Below are 19,512 nucleotides of genomic sequence, written 5' to 3' on the forward strand. Positions count from 1 at the left end.
TCGTCGACGCCCCTCGGCCGGTCGTCGCGGTCGCGGCGTCCGTTCCCACAGGGGAACGCTGATTGTCTCCCCCGCCACAGACGTGAGCGTGCAGCGACGGCAGTTCCTCTCGCTGACTGCGGTCGGGCTCGGGGGTTGTGTGAGCGCTAGCGACGGCTCCGGGCCGCGTAACCCGCCGACGACGCCGGAGGATGGCGAGCCGGTTCAGGACACACGCAGTCTCCGGATCGTCGACGCCGTGCCACGCGAGGGCGGGGACGGGGCGCTCGTCCTCGTGGTCACGGTCGAGAACACCGCGTCGGGAACGCGCAGCGATCAGCTCGTCGCGAAAGCGACGGTCGAAACTGACGACGGGACGACCGAGTACGAGACCAGCCGGGAGGTCTCTCTCGACGCCGGCGTCGAGGCCGAGGTCGAACTGTCCTTCGACATTACCTACGAGGCGTGGACGAGCGGCGGCGGGCTCTCCTACGGCTGGGACGATCAGCTCTAGCGGCGGCGCTCGGCAACCCGCTCCTCGGCCGTCTCCTCGCTGACGAGCTCGTACAGCAGCGCCCGCGAGCCGTCCTCGTTCGGTCGGAGGATCCGCCCCAGCCGCTGCGTGAACTCCCGCTCGCTTCCCGAGCCGGCTAGGAGGACCGCGACGTTGGCATCCGGCACGTCGACGCCTTCATCGAGTACGTTCGCGGTGACGACTCGGGAGTACTCGCCCGAGCGGAAGCGCTCGAGGACCTCTCGGCGCTCGGCGGCGCCGGTCTCGTTGGTGACCGCCGGTAGGAGGTAGCGCTCGGAGAGCCGATACACCAGGTCCGTACTCGCGGTGAACACGATCACCCGGTCGCCGCGGTGCCGGTCCAGCAGCCCGCCGAGCTCCGCGACTTTTCGATCGGCCTCGCGGACGATCCGTCGGGCTCGCTGTTTGGCCAGGAGCGCTTCCCGCGCGTCGGGATCGCGTCCCGACCGCTTCACGAGCTCCTGATAGTCGCTGCCGCGGTTCATCGAGATGCCCGACCGCTTGAGGTAGTCGACGAACGTCTCCTGAGCGGTGTCGTAGGCCGCGCGCTCCTCGTCCGTCAGGCCGACCTCGACCCGGCGGATCTCGTACTCTGCGAGGTGTTGACCGGCGAGGTCGTCGGGATCGAGGCTGTACACTCGCGCCCCGACGAGATCGACGACCGCCTCGTGGGCGCCGTCGGCGCGCTCGAACGTCGCAGTCAGGCCGAGCCGCGCGGGCGCCGCAAGCAGCCGCGCGATCTCGCGGTACCCCTCGCCGCCGAGGTGGTGGACTTCGTCGAACACGACGAACCCGAACTCCCCGCCCACGTCGTCGGCTTTCAGGTACGCCGAGTCGTAAGTGGCGACGGTGATCGCTTCCCGGCTTTGCTCGCCGCCGCCGAACTGGCCGATCGGCACGTCGAACTCCGCCTCGAGTTCGCGGCGCCATTGCTCCAACAGATCGATCGTCGGGACGACCACCAGCGTCGGAACACCCAGCTTCGCTATCGCGGCGATGGCGAGCACGGTCTTCCCCGCGCCCGTGGGGAGTTCGACGACGCCGCGGTCCCCGGCGTCGCGCCACGCGTCCAGCGCCTCCTGCTGGTACTCTCGGAGCTGGTAGCGCGTCGAGAGCTCGAGCGCATCGGTGTCGAGCACGCGGTCGCGATACGCGACCCCGCGGCCGTCGAGCGCTTTCAGGAGGTCCGCGTAGCGGTACGCCGGCGTGCGGTACCCGCCGCTTCTGTCGTCGCGCTCGAGGAACCCGCAGTCGTCGGCGAGCGTCGACGCCCCGCCGCCGTCGCTCACGACCCTGACCGTGCCGTCTTCGAACCGGAGCGTGAGCGTCATACCCCGGTTTGGCCGGCGCGGCGTTTGTGGATTTCGGGGCATCCCGAACAGCTTACCCGCTCGCGGGGGTTATCGGGGTTCATGAGCGAGGAACCCGAGGACGCCGTCGCGGCGTTCCTCGACGCCGCCGACAAGGTGTACAGCGAGTACGACCAGGGCTACATGAACGCCGACGTGGCGCTCTCCCAGCTGGAGACGCGGATCGAGACGCTGCGCGAATCGGTCGAGGAGTAGATTACTCGCTGATGCGGCCGCGCACGTACTCGACGTGCTCGGCGAATGCCTCCTCCGTCCGTTCCCGTGGGCGATCGAGGTCCACATCGACGATCTCCTGCACTCGGCTGGGGCTGGGGGCCATCACGACGATCCGATCGGCCAGCGTCACGGCCTCGTCCACATCGTGCGTGACGAACAGCACTGTTTTGCCCGTCTCTTCCCAGACTGACAGTCGTTCCTCGTGTAGCATCGAGCATGTCCGGGCGTCGACGCTGCCGGAGGGCTCGTCCATCAACCGGGTTTCGGGATCGACCGCGAGTGCGCGGACGCCCCGGCGCTCGCGTCGGAGGAACCAGCAGTTTCTGCTGCTTCCGCGCCCGCACCGGAGAGGGAACCATTAACGCGGTGCCGGCCAACGTCGGGGGTATGCCCCAGTTCTCAGACCGCGTGGAGCGTATCAGCATCTCCGGGATCCGCGAAGTGTTCGAAGCCGCGGGCGAGGACGCGATCAACCTCGGCCTCGGCCAGCCGGACTTCCCGACGCCCGAACACGCTCGCCAGGGTGCCGTCGACGCCATCGAGGCCGGCAAGGCCGACGCCTACACCGGGAACAAGGGAATCCCGGAACTCCGCGAGGGGATCGTCGACAAGCACGAGCGCGATCTCGGCCTCGACTACGACCCCGAGCAGGTGATCGCCACCGCCGGCGGGAGCGAGGCGCTGCACATCGCGCTGGAGGCCCACGTCGGCCCGGGTGACGAAGTGATCATCCCGGACCCAGGGTTCGTCGCCTACGACGCCCTGACGAAGCTGACCGGCGCCGAGCCGGTGCCGGTGCCCGTTCGGGACGATCTCACCATCGACCCCGCCGCCATCGAGGCCGCGATCACCGAGGACACCGCGGCCTTCGTCGTCAACAGTCCCGGCAACCCCACCGGCGCGGTCTCGCCCGCCGCGGACGTGAAGGAGTTCGCCCGGATCGCCCGGGAACACGACCTGCTCTGTCTCTCCGACGAGGTGTACGGTCGGATCGTCTTCGAGGGCGACCACCGATCGCCCGCGGAGTTCGCGCCCGAGCAGACTGTCGTCGTCGACGCCTGCTCGAAGACGTACTCGATGACCGGCTGGCGGCTGGGCTGGGTCGCGGCCGCCCCCGAGCGCGTCGAGCGCATGCTGCGCGTCCACCAGTACGTCCAGGCGTGCGCGTCGGCGCCGGCACAGTACGCCGCCGCCGCCGCGCTCTCGGGGCCACAGGACGTGGTCGAGGAGATGGTCGACACGTTCGAACAGCGGCGTGACCTGGTCGTCGACGGCCTGCGGGAGATCGGCCTCGACGTGCCCACGCCGGAGGGCGCGTTCTACGTGATGCCGGAAGTCCCCGAGGGGTTCGTCGACGAGTGTATCGCCCGCGGGGTCGTCATCGTGCCGGGCGAGGCGTTCGGCGACGCCGGCGAGGGGTACGCACGCATCTCCTACGCGACGAGCACCGAGGAACTCGAGGAGGCGCTCGCGATCATGGAGGCGGCGTACGAGGCGGTCCGCTGACTACTGGTACATCCCGGTCCGGGACACCTGCGAGGACTCGTGGCGGTCAGCCTGCCGCATCTGCTTTGCCAGTTCTTTGCGGCGCTCCATGATCTCCTCGGCCTGTTCGAGCAGTCGCTCCGTCTCGATCCCGGCGCCGGCGACGGGGTTGATCCCCTGCTTGATCAGCGCGTGGGCACCCTGTGGGTCCGGGAACCGCGGGTCGGTGCCGACCATCAGTCCGACGGCGTCGACGCCCTCGGCGGCGGCTTCCGAGAGCAGCGCGCCCGGCGGCCCGGAGATCATCCCGCCGCTGTCGGGCGGTGCTACCGCGGCCTCGTCAAGCCGGGCCTGCCCGTCGCCGACGCCGATCCCCTCGATCGACGGCACCTCGTCGGCGCCGCGTTCGGCGGGTACCCCACCGAGGTAGATGGGGAGCACCTCGTGGTCGACGATCCACTCGGTGAGGTGCTCGGCGAACAGCGGCGCGTCCATCACGTGGACCGGCACGTCGCTGCGGAGCGCGATCAGCTCCTCGTCGTCGTCGATGTAGAGTCGGATGGGGGTGTTGACATCGCGTTCGGCCTCGTCGAACACCGTCACCGGGGGACGCCGTCGCCACGGACGCTGGCGAACTCCGTCAGCCCCCGGCTCTTGATGACGTGATCAGTCGCGATTTTGCCGACCAGGCCGACGCCAGGCATCCCCTCGATCAGCGTCGCGCCCGTCGGATCGACCGAGTCGTCGGTCACGCGGATTTCGACCATGGCTGCACAGTCGGGCGCCGCGAGCAAGTGCGTTGTGGCGATGGGGACAGCGAAGTATTATTGTCCGCCGGTTCATCGGCCCGGGTATGAACGTGGATTCCCAAGAGATCACCGCGCTCGTGGGTCGGGAGGTCTACTCCAACAACGGGGTCTTCGTCGGCGAAGTCGAGGACGTCCGACTCGACCTCGGCGCCGAGCAGGTGACGGGGCTGGCGCTCGCGGATCTGAACACCGAACTGTTCCAGGGCAACATCGAACGCGGGAAGGGCGTGATGATCCCGTACCGCTGGGTCCGCGCTGTCGGTGACGTGGTCCTGATCAACGACATCATCGAGCGGCTCAAGGGCCCCGAGGAAGCCGAAGAGCCCCTCGCGTAGCTCTTCTGCGGCGTAGCGATACTGAAAGGATATATCGTCGCGGCTGATTGCTTCCGCGTCGTCGCTGTACCGTCGCGGTGACCGACGCTGTACTACCGCCGCTCACCGTCGCCGCGTCGTCAGTTCACTCCCCAGTGGGCCGTTTCGACAGGGCGCAGTTTTAGGACCCGTTCCCCGTCTCGCCTTCCACGCCCATCGCCTCGAACAGCTTCCGGCGAACCGCTTCCTCGGCGAGCGTGAGTAGCGTATCGCGGTTCTCCTCGGTTGTCTCGATACCGCCGAAGACGCCGAGCGGGATCTCGACGCTCGCCTGCGTCGAGTGGCCCGCGGCTTCGCCGATCTCGCCGAAGGCGTCGTGCAGCACTTTGCCGATGTTGAGCCGGATGTCCTTCGAGCGTGCCGAGAGGTAGATGGTGTCCTCGGCGATCCCGAACACCGCGGTGGTGGTGATGCCTTCCAGGTTCAGCAGGTGGGAGGCCGCCTGCGTGAGCGCGTCGCGATCCCGGATGAACCCCGCGTTAGAGACCAGATGACTCCCCTGCACGTCGCGGTTCTGGATCGCTTCGGCGAGCACGTCGAGCGTCTCCGGCGACATCGACGGCGACTCGACCTGTTCCAGCGTCTCGTGGTCCGCGAAGGGGTAGAGGTAGGCGGCGGCGGTGAGGTCGGCGGGCGTCGTGTCCCGCTTGAAGTCGAGGGTCTCCGCCCGGATCCCGTACAGGAGCGCGGTCGCAACCGCCTCGCTGGGGGAGATGTCGAACTCCTGCATGTACTTCGTTAGGATCGTCGACGTGGCGGAGATGTTCGGGCGCACGTCAACGAACGAAGCGTCGACGTCCTCGTCGGGTTCGTAGTGGTCGATGAACACGTCGATCGGGGCGTCGATGTCCAGTTCCCCGCTCTTCATGTGGTCGACCAGCGCCAGCGCGCCGTAGGAGGAGAGCGCGGGCGCCTCGTCGCGCTCGGTGAGTTCGATCCCGAGCAGATTGACGAACGCGCGGTTCTCTTGGTGGCCGATGTCGCCGTCGTAGAGGATGTCGGCGTCGACGTCGTAGCTCTCGGCGATGGCCCGCAGCGCCACCGCGCTGGCGATCGAGTCCGGGTCCGGGCTGTGGTGAGTCAGGATCGCGAGCTCACCGTCGGCGTTGCGCAGGATCTCGGCCAGCTGGCGCGCCTTGTACTCCATCTCGCCGGACTCCAGGGTTCGGAGCGCGGAGTTGGCGATCACCTCGGAGGGGTTGATCACCACGTCGGCGCCGAGCTCCCGGAGTTCGTCGCCGCTGACGGGGTCGGAGGCGCGGACGACGATGAACTGGTCCTCGTCCCGTTCCCGGATCGACTCGACGGCGGCTTTGTTCGCCTCCACGTCGGAGGCGAGGATCAGCAGCACGTCCCGGTCGGCGACGGCGTCGACGACACCGGGGGTAGCGATGTCCTGTACCACCGCATTGAGGTCCTGATCCCGCAGTGCCTCGACGCGGTCCTCGTCCTTGTCGAGGATGAGGACGTCCTTCCCCTCGGCGTCGAGCGACTCGGCGACCGCGTGGCCCACGCTCCCGCAGCCGAGAATGGCGTACGACGACATCGAGGAGATGCTGACCCCGGTGCTCATGAGTATCGGGATTTCCGCGGGACGACACTTAAGGGCCACCGTTCGGTTCGACCCGAAAAGGAAACGCTCTTTATCGGCCCGCCGGGATGTGGTTGTGAGGGCCGGTAGCTCAGTTAGGGAGAGCGACGGACTCTTAATCCGTCGGTCGAGGGTTCAAATCCCTTCCGGCCCGCTGACATTTTCCGCGACGCAACGCGCCGAGTGATAGCGAGGCGCCGCGTCGCGTGTGGCACGATCGCCGGAAGGATTTGAACGAGGCGAGACGAGCGAAGCGAGTCTCGACGTGGTTCAAATCCCTTCCGGCCCGTTTTCCTGCGAACGAAGTAAGCAGTGAAAACGCCACGAAGGGATTCGAAGCAGGGAACGGAGCGAAGCGGAGTGACCGTGGTTCAATTCCCCTTCCGGCCCGCTTCTCGCCTTTCGGAGAACGTGAGAACCCGAGAGCGTCGCGGAAGGATTCGTACGACGGAACGAGCGACCAGCGGGAGCAACGTTCCGGCAGTCCAGAACGCCGTCCGTCCGCTCCGAGCAGCAACCACCTGTGTTTCCCAGTCGGTGATATGTTGCACAACGTTAATGCCGTGCTTGAACGTCTATTCAGACGTTATGAGCACCGACGTGTTCGAACGACTCGACCGGGGGATCGACCGTGTCCGCGAGGAGATCAACGAAGCCATCGACGCCTCTCAGCAGCTCAGCGAGGAGCTCCGGACGACCGTCGAGGAGTCGCTGGAGGAACTCGACGACCGACTGGAGACGATACGGTCCCAGACCGAGGAGCAACTCGACGCCGCAGTCGCCGACTCGCAGGAGTCGGGCGAGGAGGTCCGTCAGGAGGCGAACGACGCCCTCGACGACCTCGAAGACACAGTCGCGACGCTCCGAGAGCGGGTCGAACAGATGGGGGAGGAGGCCCGCCAGGACAGCATCGAGGCGATCGATACCCTGCAGGCCGAACTCGACGACCTCCGGGAACGAGTAAACGAGTGATGGCCGTCGCCGGGAGCGACCCTGGCGCCCCGGGAGCGCGCCCTTTTTGCCCGCGTAGCCGGAATTACCGGTAATGGCGAAAGTGAGCGTCGGCCTTCGCGGCTGGCGGTTCGACGAGGACGAGGTGTTCACCGACGACGGGGAGTGGGCGCCGCTGGACGACATGCCCGACGACAGCCGGAACCGGCTGCTGCGGCTGGGCCTGTTGATGGACCAGCCCTGTGACGCCTGCTACCTCAAGCACGGTGAGGAAGAGAAGCGACGCGCGAACCCCGCCGCCATCGTCTACGGCGAGCCCGGCGACGAGGTCCTGCTCTGTGACGAGCACGAGGGCGACTTCCTCTACTGGTTCCGCGAGGAAGGGGGGAGCGAACTCGCCGGCGAGGAGCAGTTCCGCGACGAGTTCCACGAGTGGTTCGCCGCCGGCAACCGGGCCCCTGACGGGTACGGCCCCGACGAACACGTCGAGGAGGCGCCGGACGAACTGCCGGACCTCCCGACGCCGGAGGAGGCCCAGCGCCGACTCGAGCAGTCCGTCGAGTTCGAGGAGAAGCGCTACGACCTGCGAGCGCCAGACGGTGATGAGGAGGGCGAGGAGGACCTCGACGTGGCCGATCTCGATCTGGACACCGAGTACCCCAGCGGATGAGCGAGGAGCGACCGGCCGACGCCGGCCCGGACATCTCGGTCTGCATCGTCGACGCCCAGACCCCGGGCAACGTCGGCACCATCGCGCGAGCGATGAAGAACTTCGGCCTCGAGGAGCTGCTGCTGATCGACCCGCCGGCGATCGAACCCGACGGGGAGGCGTACGGCTTTGCGGGCCACGCCCGCGAGGACGTGCTTCCCGGCGCCGAGGAGATCGACTTCGACGACCTCTGTGCGAACTACCACACCGTCGGCTTCACGGCGATCACGGGCGAGGACAGCCGGAAGCACGTCCGGTTCCCCTACAGCACGCCCGCGGACCTCGTCGAGGAGCTCCGGGGCGTCGACGCGCCGATCGCGCTCGTGTTCGGGCGCGAGGACAAGGGGCTCTCGAACGAGGAGCTGAGCCGGCTGGATCAGGTCGCCGCCATCCCCGCGAGCGAGGCCTACCCCGTGATGAACCTCGGGCAGGCGGCGACCGTGACGCTGTACGAACTCCGAACGCTCACCCTCGAGGACACCCAGCTGCCCGACACCGAGCCCCACCGGGCTCCCCCGAGAAAGTCGAGCGCTTCCACGACTACTGGGGCGAGTTCTTGACGGCGATGGGCCACCGCGAGCACAAACACGAGAAGACCGAACGCATGTTCCGTCGGCTCGTCGGCCGGGCGAACCCGACCGATCGCGAGATCACGACGCTACTCGGCGTGCTGCGGCGGGCGACCGACCAGCTCGACGAGCGGAAGGAACTGCTCGACGAGCTCGACGAAGAAGACGAACTGCGGCGCTGACGGCGTCAGTCGGCGTAGTGGACCTCGACGCTCCCGTTCTCCGAAAGGTCGCTGTGGACGATCTCCTCGGAGTCACGGATCCCCAGTCGTGCCAGCGGGTCGTCGACGGTCGCTAACACGAACCCACAGGCGACGAGCAGGAACCCCGTCGCGGTCGTGGCCGTCGGCGCGCGGCCGAGGACGGCCCATGCCACCATCGCCGCCGTCACCGGCTCGAGGTAGGCCACGAGGTTCACCCGGACCGGGCCGACTCGGGAGAGCAGCTCGAAGTAGAGCAGGTAGCCCACCACGGCGGCGCCGAACACGAGATAGAGGAAGGGGAGCGCCGACGCGCCGCTTGCGACACCGGCCGGGAACGACTCCCCGCGGATCACCGCGGCGCCGACGAGTACCGTGGAGCCGAGCAGCATCGCCCACCCCTGCAGCGCCGCCGGCGGCAGCCCCACGTCCAGCGTTCGCAGGCCGACCGAGCCGCTGGCGAACAGTGCGACGCCGACGAACACCAGCACGACGCCCGACAGCGGCACGTCGCCGCCGCTCGGGTCCGCGATGACGACGACGCCGGCGAGCCCGAACAGCAGCCCGAGCCCGTCGACGACGTCCGGCGTCTCCTCGGCCAGCAGCATGCCGGCGGCGACGGTCGTCAACACCGGCGAGAGGCTGACGATCACCGAGGAGACCGACCCCGAGATCGAGGCGGTGCCGAGGTACAACAGCCCGTGGTAGCCGGCGACGACGAAGGTACTGACGACGGCGATCGCGAGCCACTCGGCGCGGTCCCGTGGACGGAACCGTCCGCTCGCGGCGGCGACCGCCGAGATGACTGCGCCGGCCAGCAGGTAGCGCAGGCCGGCGAACCACAGCGGCGGCACCGACCCCAGCCCCAGTTCGATGGCGACGAACGAGCCGCCCCAGATCCACGCGAGGGAAACGAACAACACAGCGGCCAGAAGTTGGCCGCGACTCCAGCGAATCGAACTCATTTCGTGTTTAGAACGAATCGAGAGGTGTACTTATGCTTGTCTCTCCCGGTATGGCGATTTTTTGAATCTGTTTCGGGAAATTGGGGAAGAATTAGTGAGAGCACTCACTTCACCACAATCCCTTTGGTTCGAGGTCTCGAACGACCGGTATGGACGAACGCGACGTGCGCCTGCTGAAGGCGATCTCCGATCTCGGCACCGGCAGCCCGGAGCGACTGCACGAGGAGACGGAGATCCCCGTCTCGACGATCCACTACCGGTTGAACAACCTCCGGGAGGCCGGCGTGATCGAGAACGAGCTCTACGACCTGGACCTCGACGCACTGGGGCTGGGCGTGACGGTCGTGATCGAGGTGCTGGCGGACTACAGCGGCTCCCACGAACAGCTCAGCGAGCGGCTGCTCGGCGTCGAGGGGGTGACGGAGGCGTACTTCACGATGGGGGAGACGGACTTCGTCGTCGTCGCCCGGCTCCCCGACAGCGACGACGTGGAGCGACTGATCCGCGCGTTCGAAGACATCGAGGAGGTCGACCGCACCGACTCGACGTTCGTGATCAAGTCCCTCCGGGACGGCCAGCGACCGCTGGAGAGCTACTCGCTCGACACGCTGGTCGGGATGCTCGCCGACGAGTAGTCGAGAGAACCGAGAACCGCCTGTTCAGGCCCGCTTCTGGATCTCCTCGCGCAGCACCTCGCTCACGAGGTCGCCGCCGGCCTGCCCGCGCAGCGCGCCCATGCACTCGCCCATGAGCCCGGAGAACGCGCCCATCCCCTCCGCTTCGACCTGCTCGGCGTTGCGCTCGACGACCTCCTGAACCGCCTCGCGCACTTCGGCTTCGCTCACACCGCCGACGCCTGCCTCCTCCATCGCCTCCTCGGCCGTGAGTTCGGGGGTCTCGGCGAGCGCCGTCAGCACGGGGTTGACGCCCTCCTTCGGCAGGTCGCCGTCCTCGACGAGCAGGAGCGCTTCGAGCAGCGCGTCCTCCCGGATCGCGTCCACGTCGACGCCGTCGCGGCTGAGCTCGGTCAGCGTCGACTCGAGCGTCGAGGCGGCGAACGTCGGGTCCACGCCCGCCTCGACGGCCTCCTCGAACAGCACCATCCGGCGGCCGAAGGCGACCTGCTCGGCGAGCCCCTCGTCCAGCCCGAGTTCGTCGGCGTAGCGCTCGACGCGCTCCGTGAGGAGTTCGGGCGTCTCGATCTCGCTGGGGTCGGGCTCCACCGGCGGCACGTCGGTCTCGGGGTACATCCGCGCCGCGCCGGGGAGCGGTCGGAGGTAGCGCGTGGTGCCGTCGTCGTTGGCGCCGCGGGTCTCCTCGGGCACGCCCTCGATGGCGGTCCGGGCGCGGTCGGCGGCGGCTTCGATCGCCTGTTCGGCCACGTCCGCGCCCGCGGCGACGATAGCCACCGCGTCGTCCTCGCCGGCGTCGACGGTCTCGCGCAGCGCCGCGACTTCGTCCTCGGTCACGCCGTAGGCCGGCAGTTCGTCGGTGTGGAAGATGCCACCCGCGCCGGCGCGCTTGGCGTGATCGGAGAGTTCGGTGCCGAGTCGGCGATCCGGCTGGATCTCCCGGCCGACGAGCCCGTCGAAGCCGTACAGCGGGACGGCCTGCACCTCGCCGCCGGCGTCGAGCGCGCCGCGGATCACGCCGGATTCGGTGTCGGCGAACGTCTCGCTCACGTCGACGACATCGCCGACGGCGGCGTCGCGGGCGTCGAGTTCGTCGCGGATCGCGAGCAGTTCGACCTGCCGGTCGACCTCGTTGGCGACGATGTCGCGGATGTCGCCCAGCGCCTGGACGCCCTTGATCTCGACACGGGCGCCCTCCTCGATCGAGACGTTCACGTCCTGCCGGATCGTGCCGAGCCCGCGCTTGACCGAGCCGGTCGAGCGCAGCAGCATCCCGATGTGTTCGGCGGCTTCGTGGGCCTGTTTCGGCGAACTGATGTCGGGCGCGGTGCCGATCTCGACCAGCGGGATGCCGAGACGGTCCAGGGAGTAGCGGACTCCTTCGTCGGTCTCCTCGACGCGCTGGGCGGACTCCTCCTCGAGCATCACGTCAACGATGCCGACGCTCCCCTCGTCGGTCTCGATCTCGCCGTTCTGGGCCAACAGCGTCGAGCGCTGGAAGCCGGAGGTGTTCGAGCCGTCGATCACCAGCTTGCGCATCACGTGGGCCTGATCGACCACGTCGGCGTCGAGCAGGTCGGCGATGCTCATCGCGACCTCCAGGGCTTCTTCGTCGATGCGGGCGGGCGGCTCGTCGTCCTCCTCGACCAGGCAGGTGGTGTCGTAGGCGAGGTACTCGAACGTGCGGTCGACGCGGCTCTCCTCCATCGCCGCCTCGTCGAGCTCGCCGAGCTCGCTTCGGGTCGGGTGGAGTTCGCGGGTGATCGTGTGGGTCGCCTCCTCCGGTTCGCGGAGTTCGGTGGGCGACTCGCAGAACAGCTTGGTCTCGGTGTCGAGCTGTTGGTGGATCTCGAGGCCGGCCACGAGGCCGAGCTCCTCGTAGTCGCGGGCGTCGTCGCTCATACTCGACGTGGGGGGCGGTGGGGGTAAAAATGGTCGCAGTCGCGGGCGGTCAGCCCGCTCGGCGAGTCCCCTCAGTCCTCGTCGCCGAGGATCCCGCGGTGGGTCATCTTCTCGGGGTTCAGAACCTCCTCGGCCTCTGCCTCGGTCAGGTAGCCCTCAGCCACGGCGACCTCCTTCACGGACTTCCCTTCCGCGAGCGCTTTCTTCGCCACCTTCGACGCCTTGTCGTAGCCGATCGCGGGGTTGAGCGCCGTCGCCAGCGCCATCGAGCGCTCGACCTGGGCCTCGCAGTGTGCCTCGTTGGCTTCGAGCTTCGCCACGAACTTCTCGGCGAACGTCGTCGAACTGTTCGCGAGCAGTTGGGCGGACTCGAGGAAGTTGTGCGCGATCACCGGCTTGTAGAGGTTCAGGTCGATCTGGCCCTCCGCGGCGCCCGCGGAGACGGCGGCGTCGTTGCCGACGACCTGTTTGTGGACCTGGTTCACCGCCTCGGCGACGACGGGGTTGATCTTGCCGGGCATGATCGAACTGCCGGGCTGGTTCTCGGGCTGCTCGATCTCGCCGAGGCCGTTGCGCGGGCCGGAGGCGAGCAGGCGGAGGTCGTTGGCGATCTTGTTCAGGCTCCCGGCGATCACCCGCAGCGCGCCGTGGGCCTCGCTCATGGCGTCGTGGGCCGCCTGCGCCTCGAAGTGGTCGTCCGCTTCGCGGAAGTTCAGGCCCGTCTCCTCGCTCATGTACTCGGCGGCGAGTTCGGGGAACTCGGGGTCGGTGTTGAGCCCGGTCCCGACTGCCGTCCCGCCGAGAGCCAGCTCCGCGAGGCGCGGGCGGACGCTCTCCAGTCGGTCGATCCCCTTCTCGACCTGCGTGCGGTAGCCGCCGAACTCCTGGCCGAGACGGACCGGCGTCGCGTCCTGGAGGTGCGTGCGGCCCGTTTTGACGACGCCGTCGAACTCGGCCTCCTTCGCTTCGAGTTCGTCCCGGAGCGTCGCCAGCGCGGGGCGAAGGTCCTTCTCGACGGCCTCCAGCGCGGCGACGTGCATCGCCGTCGGGATCACGTCGTTGGAGGACTGCCCGAAATTCACGTCGTCGTTGGGGTGGACGACGCGCTCGCCGACCTCCGCGCCGGCGATCTCGGCGGCGCGGTTGGCGATCACTTCGTTGGCGTTCATGTTCGAGGAGGTGCCCGATCCGGTCTGGAACACGTCGACGGGGAACTGGTCGTCGTGCTCGCCGGCGATGACCTCGTCGGCGGCGGCGACGATCGCCTCGGCGGTGTCGTCGTCGAGGTGGCCCAGCTCACGGTTGGCCTGTGCGGCGGCCTTCTTCACCACGCCGAGGGCGCGGACGAACCGCCGGCCGAACACGACGTCCGAGATGGGGAAGTTCTCCACCGCACGCTGGGTCTGGGCGCCCCAGTAGGCGTCTGCGGGCACCTGCACTTCGCCGAGGCTGTCCTCTTCAGTTCGGTAGTCCTCGCTCATGCGCGTTGGGTCGGCCGGTACAGCGTAAAACCCTCCGGTGTCGGCGTGGGCCGCCGCCGTCGCTTGCTACGCCTCGTCCTGCCGCTCGGCGTACTCCTCGGGCGTGAACGTCTCGATCTCCAGGGCGTGGACGCTGTCGGTCATCGCCTCGCCGACGGCGTCGTACACCATCTGGTGCTGGGCGACCAGCGTCTCGCCCTCGAACGCGGGGGAGACGACGACTGCCGCGAAGTGTGCATCCTGGTGGTTCCGGTCGTGGTGTGCACGCGGGAGGCTCACTGTCGCCTCGGCGTCGGGAATCTCGGCCTCGATGATGGCTTCGAGTTCGTCGCTGTCCATACCCCACTTCCCGGGGGCGACGGGGAAAAACAGGTCGGTGGATACAGGCGTGCGTGCTCGCCGCCGAAGGCCACACTCAAGCCGGCAGGCCGTCGACCCGTGGGCGTGTCCGTCGACGATCCCGCAGCCGCCGCGCGAGCCCACCTGCTCGACGAGGCGGCCGACAGTATCGACGCCGTGCTCGCCGCCGCCGACGCGGTGGCGGGGGACTGGCCCCGGCTCGCGGACGGCCGCCCGGCGACTGCCGACCGGGAGGCACTGGTGGCGGAACTGCACACGACGCTCGACGACGCGGGCGTGCTGGAGACGCTCCCCGAGACGCTCGCCGGCGCCGTCGACGCCGCGGGCTACGCCCTCCCGGCGACGCCCGTGGCCGCGCCGCCGTACGTCGTGCTCACCTCCACGGGGCCGGTGCTGCGCGGCACGGTCGACGACGGCCGCCTCGTCGCCCGGATCGACTGTTTCGAGGTCGTGCGCCGACCCGACGGTATCGACGCCGCCGTCGCGTACGCCCACCGGGCGGCGCGGCCGGCCGCGGCGCTGTCGGTCTCGTTCGTGGCGTCCGAGGAGTGAGGGTGGACGGGAGCTACGTCCAGTCGTCGAGCCCGGTCTGGACGAGCGACTCCTCGATCCGCTCGAAGCCGCGTTCGACCTCGTCGGCGTCGACCTCCCACTCGTCGACGACGTACGCGCGGGCGGCGTCGATGTCGGGGTCCACGTCCAGATCCACCTCGTACTCGTCGGTGACCGGCGGGTCGAAGAACAGCTCCCGGATCCGGTCGGCGTTCTCGACGTACACGTCGTCGGCCTCCATCACGCCCCAGATGTCGCCGTGTTCCTTCACGGCTTTCACCGCGGTCTTGGGGCCGTAGCCGCTGACGCCGTCGTTGAAGTCAGTCCCCATCAGCAGCGCCACGTCGACGAGCTGTTCGTAGCTGATCTCGTGTTTGTCGAGCGTCTTCTGGAGGTCCATCAGCTCCGGCTCGCCCTTCGAGGTGAGCTGGCGCAGCGTCCGCGGCGCGCCGAACACCATCGTGTCGTAGTCCTCGCTGCCGGCGTAGTCCACGTCGCCCCGGGCGGCCATGTGGGCGCACTGGGCCTCGCCCTCGGCCGGCGCCTCGATGTACGGCACGTCCAGCCGGTCGAACAGCCCCCGGGTGGTCTCGTGGATCGTGTCGGTCAGGCGCTGGGTGCGGGCGTCGAGCCGCGCGGCCTCGACGCCGTCGCCCGCCTCCTCGGCCTCCTGCCGGCGCTCCTCTGCCTTCTCGCGCTGCTCGCGGCGGCGCTCGACCTCGTCGCTCTTGAGGTCGGTGACGCCGCCGTCGAACACGAACACCGGCGTCACGTCGTGTTCGAAGAACTTCGGCAGCCCCTGGACGACGCCGACGAGGTTCGCGACCTCCTCGCCCGAGCCGGTCGTGTACACGGAGTCGGCGGTGAACTTCACCGTCGTCGTGAGGTAGCGGTAGAGCCAGTTGTGCGCGTCGACGGCGACGACGCTGCCGGCGAGCGAGTCGAAGGAGACGTCCTCGATCGCGGCCACGTCGCGGAGATCCGCGTTGCCCATAGAGCGCGTAGCCGACGGGCGGGCTTGAAGGTGGAGGTTCGCCGATCAGGGCTCCGGCAGATCGGTGGTGCCGCCGCCGCGAGCCCCGTCGGCGCCGTCACGCGGCGCCCCGACGAGGTCGGGTGCCCCGTCGCCCTCGTGGCGGTCGAGGAACGCGCGTTCGTCGTCGCTCAGGTCGCGGTCCTCGTCGGTTCGGAACGTGTCCAGCCCGCACTGGTAGGTTGCGGCGTCGCGCTGGCCGGGTCGTTCGAGCACCAACTCCGCGAGCCCGGTCTCCCGGCCGGTGAACACGAACCCTGCCTTGTACAGCGCGTGGTACGCGAAGGGGTTGTTGACCGCGATCCGGCAGCGCCGGTATCCCTGTTCGGCGGCGTGCTCGGCGACGAACGCGGCGAGTCGGGCGCCGATGCCCTCGCCGCGGCGGTCGTGACGGGTGGTGATGTAGCGGATCCACAGCACCCCGGATCGGTGCGGTCCTCGTTGAACGCGGCGGCGGCGACCACGTCACGTTCGAAGGGGTCGTCCTCGCTGCCCGGGTCGGGACGCGCCACGTCGGCGTCGATGCGCGGCGGCGCAGCACGCGGGCCGCCGGGGTCGCGGGCGACGGCTTTCCCCGTGTTGCTCATGACGAACTTTCCCGCATAGCTGAACTCCCGGAAGTCCAGTCGGAGCCTCGGCCCCGCCTCCGGCCAGCCCAGCAGCGCGAACTCCATGCCCGACTCTCACGGCTGGATGCTTATCAGCGTTCGCTCGTCCGAGGGTTGATTTCGCCGGGTGACCAACCTCCGGCAATGACTGGCTGGCTGGGCCGCGGCGACGTGCGGTTCTTCGACCGCGTCGCGCGGCTGTACGACGTGTTCATGCCGCCCTCGGGGACCGACTGGGCGGTCGAGGCGTTCGAGTTTGCGGACCGCCCGGTCGAGCGCGTGCTTGACCTCGCCGGCGGCACCGGTCGCGTCGCGGCGGCGCTCCCCCGGACTACGAGCCCGTGGTCGCGGACGTGTCCGCGGGGATGCTCGCCCGGGCACGCGACCGCGGGCTCCCGACCGTCCGCGCGGACGCGGGCCGGCTGCCGCTCCGTGACGACGCCGTCGACGCGGCGGTCGTCGTCGACGCCTACCACCACCTCCCCGACCGCGAAGCGGCGGTCCGGGAGGCTAGCCGCGTCGTCGCGCCCGGCGGCGTCGTGGTGATCCGCGATTTCGACCCGACGACGGTGGTCGGCCGCGGAATCGCTCTCGGCGAAGCGATGTTCGGGATGGACTCGACGCTCGTTTCCGCCGACGCGGCGACGCAGGCCCTCACGCGGGCGGGACTGGGGGCGCGCGTGCTCGACCGCGGACCCGTGTACACGGCCGTCGGTCGTGTTCCGCCCGCGGACTGATCGGAACGGGAACGAAGGAGTCAGTACGGAGGAGGGGAAAGCCGGGGCCATGAGCGAGTCGTTCCTCTCGAAGCGGGTCGACCGGTCGGCCGCGCCGCTGGCGGTCGGCGACGTGATCGCGATCGTCGCCGTGATCGCGATAGGTATGGAGTTCGGACACAACACGCTCACGGGGCCGGTGGCGCTGCTGGAGACCGCGGCGCCGTTCCTCGTCGGCTGGGCCGTCGTGAGCATCCCGATCGGCGCCTACTCCGCCGGCGCCGCCGAGTCGGCGAAGGCCGCAGTGCCGCTGGCGCTGCGCTCCTGGGTGCCGGCGGCGGCTATCGGCGTGCTCCTCCGCGGACTGCTCCAGACCAGCCTCGACCAGGGGCTGCTGATCTTCTTCGGCGTGATGCTGGTCACGGGCGGTGTCGCCCTCGGCGGCTGGCGCTGGGTCGCGTTCAAACTCCGGTAGGCGGCGCAGCACTGACGGTTCTTGCGTTGGGCTTGTTTCGCCGATGGCCCCGCGCCAGTCGACGTCGCATCACCTGCCACCATAAGTTACGAGAATTCACGGTGGCGGTTCCTCAAGCGTTCCCAAAAGGCCACTAGTGGCCACGGCGCTGGCTATCTCGACGACCGGAGTAACAGTTAATATCGATGCTGGCAAAGATCCTATCGAGGTATGATCGGCTACTACGACTACGTTCTGGCCCTGATTCCGGGAGTGTTGATCGGAGTGACGGCAGCGCTCTCCCTGTTCGGGATACCGTTGCGCGGCGCCCTGTTCCTCGGGGCTGGGGCGTCGACGATCGTAGTCGCCCACGCCTTGTTCGTCAGGAGCCCAGTGCCCGACGGCTACCAGGCGCCCGACGGGCCCGCCCGCTCGGAGTCGTCGGCGTCGAACGCCGACTGACCGCCGACGGCGCCAGTCCGCGACTGGGTCGGCAAGTACGCTTTAGACGCTTGCCACCCACGGTTCGTGTATGACCGAAACGCTGTTCCTGCGGAGTGACGAGCTCGACGGCCTCGCGACCCCGGCGGAGTTCGTCGACGCCGTCCGCGAGGGGTATCGCCAGCGCGGCGAGGGCGCCGCTGCCGAACCACGGACCAAACTCGGGCGCGAGGCGCCGCCGGGAATGCTGACCACGTACGGGGCGATCCTGCCCGACACGGGCGCGATGGGTGGCTACATGTACAGCGCCGGCTTCGCCGAGCGCGACGCGTGGTTCGCGACGCCGCTGTTCGACGCCGACTCCGGCGAGCCGCTGGCGCTGCTCGACGGCGCGTCGATGAACCCGTTCAAGACGGGGGCGACCGGCGCGGTCGGCGTCGACGCGCTCGCCCGCGAGGACGCGGACAGCGTCGCCGTCATCGGCTCCGGTGCCCAGGCGCGGGGGCAGCTGCGCTGTACCGCCGCGGTGCGCGATCTCGAGACGGTCTGGGTGTACTCCCCGACCAAGGAGTCCCGCGAGAGCTTCGCCGGCGAGATGAACGAACGCCTCGACGCCTCCGTCGCCGCCGTCGCCTCCTCCGCGGCGGCGATCGAGGACGCCGACGTGGTGATCACGGCGACGACGGCGTCGGAGCCGGTGTTCGACGGCGACGACCTCGAGCCCGGCACCCACGTCACCGCGATGGGGCAGTACGACCCCGACAAGCGCGAACTCGACGCCCGGAGCATCGAGCGATCGACGTACGTCCCGGACCTCCGCGCCCGGGCGACCCAGGACGCCGGCTCGTTCATCCACGCGCTGGAGGCGGGCGTCGTGGACGAGGACCACATCCACGCCGAACTCGGCGAGGTGGTCGCCGGCGAGGCCGAGGGCCGAACCGACGACGAGGAGATCACGGTGTTCGACTCCGGCGGCACCGGGATCGAGACGGTCGCCGGCGCGTACCTGCTGTACGAGAAGGCGGTCGACGACGGGCTGGGCGAGACGATCGACTTCTCGCCGGCGAGTCAGGCACTGACTGGGGAGTAACACCCCCGTGTTCGACTGGCTCTTCCCCACCTGGACCTCGCCAGGGTTGCTCGCCCTCGTCGTCGGCCTCCGGACGCTCTGTAACGTGGGCCTGACGGCGTCGATGCGGGAAGCGTCGGGCGCCGACCGCGCGGTGGCCGCTGGCGCGGCGCTGACACTCGCCTCGCTCGTGCTGACTGTCGGCGTCCTGCGCGGCTCGTTCGGGCTGACAGTGAGCCACGTCGAGAGCCTCGTGCAGGTGTCGCTGCTCGTGCTCACCGGCGCGGTCGTTCTCCGGGGTAACGGGGGGAAGCGTGCCAGAAACCGGGCGATCCTCGCTGGCGCGGGTGCGGTGGTGCTGTATCTGCTCTCAATCCCGCTGTTCGGTGAGGCGACAGTGGCGCCGTAGCCGGCGTCGCTCGCGGCGGCACAGCCGCCGCTCGTGGCCGCGAAAATCACCGGCGGAACGCGTCCGACGACAGGTATAACCCACCGTATCGCCTCGTTTCGA

The 19,512-nt window shown here is 69.0% G+C and carries 20 protein-coding genes, 1 tRNA gene and 4 pseudogenes; 15 read left to right on the forward strand and 10 right to left on the reverse strand.

Annotated elements, in window-relative coordinates; translation table 11 throughout:
• Positions 1-88: 88 nt before the first annotated feature.
• Complete coding sequence (locus tag SY89_RS05885; RefSeq protein ID WP_054583512.1) at positions 89-493, forward strand: hypothetical protein; 405 nt, start codon at positions 89-91, stop codon at positions 491-493.
• On the opposite strand, the gene SY89_RS05890 is transcribed toward SY89_RS05885, so the two are convergent.
• The gene (locus tag SY89_RS05890) at positions 490-1,845 is read right to left on the reverse strand and encodes a DEAD/DEAH box helicase family protein (RefSeq protein ID WP_054583513.1); all 1,356 of its coding nucleotides are present in this window, start codon (positions 1,843-1,845) and stop codon (positions 490-492) included. The genes SY89_RS05885 and SY89_RS05890 overlap by 4 nt on opposite strands.
• An 81-nt stretch (positions 1,846-1,926) precedes the next feature.
• Here SY89_RS05890 and SY89_RS17135 point away from each other — a divergent pair, with 81 nt between their 5' ends.
• Positions 1,927-2,079, forward strand: coding sequence for a hypothetical protein (locus SY89_RS17135; protein ID WP_189319116.1), 153 nt, complete (start codon positions 1,927-1,929; stop codon positions 2,077-2,079).
• 1 nt (position 2,080) lies between these two features.
• Here SY89_RS17135 and SY89_RS05895 read toward each other — a convergent pair.
• Positions 2,081-2,392 (reverse strand): annotated as a pseudogene (locus tag SY89_RS05895) (nitrate ABC transporter ATP-binding protein); the annotation flags it as partial.
• Positions 2,393-2,487: 95 nt separating this feature from the next.
• On the opposite strand from SY89_RS05895, the gene SY89_RS05900 reads away from it, so the two are divergent.
• The gene (locus tag SY89_RS05900; RefSeq protein WP_054583514.1) at positions 2,488-3,606 is read left to right on the forward strand and encodes a pyridoxal phosphate-dependent aminotransferase; all 1,119 of its coding nucleotides are present in this window, start codon (positions 2,488-2,490) and stop codon (positions 3,604-3,606) included.
• Here SY89_RS05900 and SY89_RS05905 read toward each other — a convergent pair.
• A pseudogene (locus tag SY89_RS05905) lies at positions 3,607-4,352 on the reverse strand (proteasome assembly chaperone family protein). It lies immediately after the preceding gene.
• An 86-nt stretch (positions 4,353-4,438) separates the two neighbouring features.
• Between SY89_RS05905 and SY89_RS05910 the strand changes: the two are divergent.
• Positions 4,439-4,729 (forward strand): PRC-barrel domain-containing protein, encoded by a 291-nt coding sequence (locus SY89_RS05910; protein WP_054583516.1) that lies wholly within the window; start codon positions 4,439-4,441, stop codon positions 4,727-4,729.
• Positions 4,730-4,889: 160 nt separating this feature from the next.
• Here SY89_RS05910 and SY89_RS05915 read toward each other — a convergent pair whose 3' ends face one another.
• The gene (locus SY89_RS05915; protein ID WP_054583517.1) at positions 4,890-6,341 is read right to left on the reverse strand and encodes a DHH family phosphoesterase; all 1,452 of its coding nucleotides are present in this window, start codon (positions 6,339-6,341) and stop codon (positions 4,890-4,892) included.
• 98 nt (positions 6,342-6,439) lie between these two features.
• On the opposite strand from SY89_RS05915, the gene SY89_RS05920 reads away from it, so the two are divergent.
• The 4 genes and pseudogenes from SY89_RS05920 to SY89_RS05935 all read left to right on the forward strand — a co-directional run bounded on the left by SY89_RS05920 (position 6,440) and on the right by SY89_RS05935 (position 8,770).
• Positions 6,440-6,513, forward strand: a tRNA-Lys gene (locus SY89_RS05920).
• A gap of 434 nt (positions 6,514-6,947) precedes the next feature.
• Positions 6,948-7,331: a hypothetical protein gene (locus tag SY89_RS05925; RefSeq protein ID WP_054583518.1), complete on the forward strand. Its 384-nt coding sequence runs from the start codon at positions 6,948-6,950 to the stop codon at positions 7,329-7,331.
• Between the two features lie 73 nt (positions 7,332-7,404).
• Positions 7,405-7,980 carry a hypothetical protein gene (locus SY89_RS05930; RefSeq protein ID WP_054583519.1) on the forward strand — a complete coding sequence of 192 codons (576 nt, stop codon included), beginning with the start codon at positions 7,405-7,407 and terminating at the stop codon, positions 7,978-7,980.
• A pseudogene (locus SY89_RS05935) lies at positions 7,977-8,770 on the forward strand (RNA methyltransferase). The gene SY89_RS05930 and the pseudogene SY89_RS05935 overlap by 4 nt, the downstream one beginning before the upstream one ends.
• Before the next feature lie 5 nt (positions 8,771-8,775).
• Here the strand turns inward: SY89_RS05935 and SY89_RS05940 are convergent.
• On the reverse strand, positions 8,776-9,711 hold the full coding sequence (locus SY89_RS05940; protein ID WP_189319118.1) for a DMT family transporter: 936 nt from the start codon (positions 9,709-9,711) through the stop codon (positions 8,776-8,778).
• Between the two features lie 191 nt (positions 9,712-9,902).
• Here SY89_RS05940 and SY89_RS05945 point away from each other — a divergent pair, with 191 nt between their 5' ends.
• Entirely contained in the window at positions 9,903-10,388 is a 486-nt protein-coding gene (locus tag SY89_RS05945; RefSeq protein WP_054583520.1) for an Lrp/AsnC family transcriptional regulator, read from the forward strand.
• Positions 10,389-10,412: 24 nt separating this feature from the next.
• Here the strand turns inward: SY89_RS05945 and gatE are convergent, their stop codons facing one another.
• The 3 genes from gatE to SY89_RS05960 all read right to left on the reverse strand — a co-directional run bounded on the left by gatE (position 10,413) and on the right by SY89_RS05960 (position 14,107).
• Positions 10,413-12,287, reverse strand: a complete 1,875-nt coding sequence (gene gatE, locus SY89_RS05950) for a Glu-tRNA(Gln) amidotransferase subunit GatE (protein ID WP_054583521.1) — start codon at positions 12,285-12,287, stop codon at positions 10,413-10,415.
• A gap of 71 nt (positions 12,288-12,358) precedes the next feature.
• Complete coding sequence (locus SY89_RS05955; RefSeq protein ID WP_054583522.1) at positions 12,359-13,768, reverse strand: class II fumarate hydratase; 1,410 nt, start codon at positions 13,766-13,768, stop codon at positions 12,359-12,361.
• A 66-nt stretch (positions 13,769-13,834) separates the two neighbouring features.
• Positions 13,835-14,107, reverse strand: coding sequence for a BolA family protein (locus SY89_RS05960; RefSeq protein ID WP_054583523.1), 273 nt, complete (start codon positions 14,105-14,107; stop codon positions 13,835-13,837).
• 99 nt (positions 14,108-14,206) lie between these two features.
• Between SY89_RS05960 and SY89_RS05965 the strand changes: the two genes are divergently transcribed.
• On the forward strand, positions 14,207-14,680 hold the full coding sequence (locus SY89_RS05965) for a hypothetical protein (RefSeq protein WP_189319119.1): 474 nt from the start codon (positions 14,207-14,209) through the stop codon (positions 14,678-14,680).
• Positions 14,681-14,693: 13 nt separating this feature from the next.
• Here the strand turns inward: SY89_RS05965 and fen are convergent, their stop codons facing one another.
• Positions 14,694-15,674, reverse strand: a complete 981-nt coding sequence (gene fen, locus SY89_RS05970) for a flap endonuclease-1 (RefSeq protein WP_054583524.1) — start codon at positions 15,672-15,674, stop codon at positions 14,694-14,696.
• Between the two features lie 45 nt (positions 15,675-15,719).
• A pseudogene (locus SY89_RS05975) lies at positions 15,720-16,387 on the reverse strand (GNAT family N-acetyltransferase).
• Positions 16,388-16,662: 275 nt separating this feature from the next.
• On the opposite strand from SY89_RS05975, the gene SY89_RS05980 reads away from it, so the two are divergent.
• The 5 genes from SY89_RS05980 to SY89_RS06000 all read left to right on the forward strand — a co-directional run bounded on the left by SY89_RS05980 (position 16,663) and on the right by SY89_RS06000 (position 19,410).
• Entirely contained in the window at positions 16,663-17,058 is a 396-nt protein-coding gene (locus SY89_RS05980; RefSeq protein ID WP_321163893.1) for a class I SAM-dependent methyltransferase, read from the forward strand.
• Positions 17,059-17,107: 49 nt separating this feature from the next.
• Complete coding sequence (locus tag SY89_RS05985) at positions 17,108-17,512, forward strand: DUF3054 domain-containing protein (RefSeq protein ID WP_054584676.1); 405 nt, start codon at positions 17,108-17,110, stop codon at positions 17,510-17,512.
• 210 nt (positions 17,513-17,722) lie between these two features.
• On the forward strand, positions 17,723-17,953 hold the full coding sequence (locus tag SY89_RS05990) for a hypothetical protein (RefSeq protein WP_054583525.1): 231 nt from the start codon (positions 17,723-17,725) through the stop codon (positions 17,951-17,953).
• A 70-nt stretch (positions 17,954-18,023) separates the two neighbouring features.
• Positions 18,024-19,022 carry an ornithine cyclodeaminase family protein gene (locus SY89_RS05995; RefSeq protein WP_054583526.1) on the forward strand — a complete coding sequence of 333 codons (999 nt, stop codon included), beginning with the start codon at positions 18,024-18,026 and terminating at the stop codon, positions 19,020-19,022.
• A gap of 7 nt (positions 19,023-19,029) precedes the next feature.
• Complete coding sequence (locus SY89_RS06000) at positions 19,030-19,410, forward strand: hypothetical protein (protein ID WP_054583527.1); 381 nt, start codon at positions 19,030-19,032, stop codon at positions 19,408-19,410.
• Positions 19,411-19,512 lie beyond the last annotated feature (102 nt).

Origin of the sequence: Halolamina pelagica, from assembly GCF_001307315.1 — an archaeon.
Classification (GTDB): Archaea; Halobacteriota; Halobacteria; order Halobacteriales; family Haloferacaceae; genus Halolamina; species Halolamina pelagica_B.

Bases quoted from the DNA above. Each gene is read 5' to 3' on its own strand.
- SY89_RS05910 (WP_054583516.1), top strand. From the start codon at position 4,439: ATGAACGTGGATTCCCAAGAGATCACCGCGCTCGTGGGTCGGGAGGTC.
- SY89_RS05960 (WP_054583523.1), bottom strand. From the start codon at position 14,107: ATGGACAGCGACGAACTCGAAGCCATCATCGAGGCCGAGATTCCCGAC.
- SY89_RS05990 (WP_054583525.1), top strand. From the start codon at position 17,723: ATGATCGGCTACTACGACTACGTTCTGGCCCTGATTCCGGGAGTGTTG.
- SY89_RS17135 (WP_189319116.1), top strand. From the start codon at position 1,927: ATGAGCGAGGAACCCGAGGACGCCGTCGCGGCGTTCCTCGACGCCGCC.
- SY89_RS05900 (WP_054583514.1), top strand. From the start codon at position 2,488: ATGCCCCAGTTCTCAGACCGCGTGGAGCGTATCAGCATCTCCGGGATC.
- gatE (WP_054583521.1), bottom strand. From the start codon at position 12,287: ATGAGCGACGACGCCCGCGACTACGAGGAGCTCGGCCTCGTGGCCGGC.
- SY89_RS05930 (WP_054583519.1), top strand. From the start codon at position 7,405: ATGGCGAAAGTGAGCGTCGGCCTTCGCGGCTGGCGGTTCGACGAGGAC.
- fen (WP_054583524.1), bottom strand. From the start codon at position 15,674: ATGGGCAACGCGGATCTCCGCGACGTGGCCGCGATCGAGGACGTCTCC.
- SY89_RS05985 (WP_054584676.1), top strand. From the start codon at position 17,108: ATGAGCGAGTCGTTCCTCTCGAAGCGGGTCGACCGGTCGGCCGCGCCG.
- SY89_RS05925 (WP_054583518.1), top strand. From the start codon at position 6,948: ATGAGCACCGACGTGTTCGAACGACTCGACCGGGGGATCGACCGTGTC.
- SY89_RS05955 (WP_054583522.1), bottom strand. From the start codon at position 13,768: ATGAGCGAGGACTACCGAACTGAAGAGGACAGCCTCGGCGAAGTGCAG.
- SY89_RS05915 (WP_054583517.1), bottom strand. From the start codon at position 6,341: ATGAGCACCGGGGTCAGCATCTCCTCGATGTCGTCGTACGCCATTCTC.
- SY89_RS05995 (WP_054583526.1), top strand. From the start codon at position 18,024: ATGACCGAAACGCTGTTCCTGCGGAGTGACGAGCTCGACGGCCTCGCG.
- SY89_RS05890 (WP_054583513.1), bottom strand. From the start codon at position 1,845: ATGACGCTCACGCTCCGGTTCGAAGACGGCACGGTCAGGGTCGTGAGC.
- SY89_RS05945 (WP_054583520.1), top strand. From the start codon at position 9,903: ATGGACGAACGCGACGTGCGCCTGCTGAAGGCGATCTCCGATCTCGGC.